Raw genomic sequence first — 1,860 nt, 5'->3', positions numbered from 1 at the left:
GTAATTGTTGCTAAAAATGCTTCTAAATTGATGCCTGTTTCTGGTACGGGGTTAGTCCAATTGATGCCTACACCGACAATCGCTTGGGTAATAATTCCTTGCTTAACCTTTCCAAATATTTTTTGGAGAAATTTATGGAGAAGAAGATTCAGGCTTGAAGCAAAATAAACTACCTACAAATTTGCCTTTTCCCTATGATATCGATACGAAGAAAGGATATCCTAAAACTCTTTGCTTTAGCAAAGATCTAAGAAGGCTTTACAGAATCGAGCGATCGCGCTTGCTGTCACAGAACCATACAGTCCATCGGGTTTACCAATAGGCATTCCCAGGTCACGAAGCCGGATCTGAATCTGCCGCATCAGTTCAATATCTTTAGCTGCCTCGGTTAAAGGTAGTGTTTTCCCGCTAGTGTAGATATTTTGGAGTCTCATAATTTTTCAATTTTAATGGAAAAATTTTGCCGCAATTCTAAAAAGCTCAAACCTTTTCATAAACTTTAAGGTTTTACTCTTTATACACAACACTCAAATAAAGCCTTGTTTATTAACTTTTAACATTCCGTTTTTCCTCTTTAAGCTTTGTGAATATTTAGAAATAGTAAGCTTTTAAGCTTACTTGGGCTTAGTCGCAAAAAAGTAGGGGATAGATAACAAAGCTATTCCAAGTACAGGAATGAGATACTAACCTTGCCAGTTGGATAAAGGCTGTAAATGTAGAGAGCCAATTTGATACTTGCAACTCACAGATAATTGCTTGAATCTTACGTACTTATACCAATTTGCAATCTGCCATTCCGGAAAACTTTATAATTAGTAAAATACTTTCTTGAACTAAGATTTGTACGTTAATCTAAAGCTGATAAAGCTGAATGTAAAAATAATTTACAAGTTGCATAAAGTTCCTTGCAACCCATTATTTAGAATCTGTTATTGCTTATGCAGAAGAATTTACTCTGAGAAATACATTACAATGTTTTTCATGAAAATAGTGTAAATAAATGTGTATTGTTTACAGAGTAGTTACAGTATTAAGTTTATTAGTGCGTAAATTTTGTGATAGTGGTATTGCTAATTCATTCAACCAGTTTTATTCAAATCTCTAGTTTCCTGCCCAATCACTTTTTTACTCGGATTTTGGATAAACTGCCTAGAGCAATCTTTGACACTTGAAGTTTTGATTACTATTATGGATGAATCCGTTCTTGATAATTCAACTAGAGTTACAACGAGAATAAGTTAGGGGTGTTTCTGATATAGTGAAAATTAGCAAGGTCTCTACTCTATTCTGGCATTTTTAAGACTACCAAAATAAGTAATTTAGCTTGCCAAGATTGCTAGTAAAGAGCAATTTTGTTTAATATCAAGCATGAAGATTTGCTTGTTCTTGCAACCAAGGATCTACAGGTTCTCCATCGCGGCGACTCAATTGGACTTCTACTACCATCACCTCTTTCGAGCCTGGAGGCGCGGGTTTTTGCAGAAATTTAACATTGTAATCCGCCGGATTATGATTGCGCTCCTTGAGCCAATCTTGTACCTTTGTAGTGGCAAATAATGATTGCCCTTGTTCAAACATTCGGGTAATCTGCATTTGAAGCGTGTAAGGATTTAATCTACCCATAATTTCCTCTAAAGTTAATTGGGATCGATGCCTAATTCTCGGAGTTTAGCTGCTAATTGCTGCGATCGCACTTTTTCTTGTTCTAACTGCTGCTGCGACTGTTCTAACTCCTGCTGGGCTTGTTCTTTGGCAAGTTTTTCTTGCTCTCTTGAAGTTGCTAGTTCTACATAAGTTGCAAATTTTTCGCCATCGGGTCTGTATAGTTGTAATTCTGTACCCAACATATTAAGATCTGAA

At 36.0% G+C, this 1,860-nt stretch carries 2 protein-coding genes and 2 pseudogenes; all 4 read right to left on the bottom strand.

Going from position 1 to position 1,860, the window contains the following annotated elements; genetic code table 11:
- Positions 1-110, bottom strand: a pseudogene (locus tag AC2VE5_RS26615) (biotin--[acetyl-CoA-carboxylase] ligase); the annotation flags it as partial.
- 126 nt (positions 111-236) lie between these two features.
- Entirely contained in the window at positions 237-434 is a 198-nt protein-coding gene (locus AC2VE5_RS26610; RefSeq protein WP_486890547.1) for a peptidoglycan-binding domain-containing protein, read from the bottom strand.
- Positions 435-1,362: 928 nt separating this feature from the next.
- Positions 1,363-1,623, bottom strand: coding sequence for a hypothetical protein (locus AC2VE5_RS26605; RefSeq protein WP_106367183.1), 261 nt, complete (start codon positions 1,621-1,623; stop codon positions 1,363-1,365).
- A 14-nt stretch (positions 1,624-1,637) separates the two neighbouring features.
- Positions 1,638-1,860, bottom strand: a pseudogene (locus AC2VE5_RS26600) (Uma2 family endonuclease); the annotation flags it as partial.

This window comes from Aliterella sp. E5.1, assembly GCF_057473825.1.
This window is presented reverse-complemented; position numbering and strand designations above follow the sequence as displayed.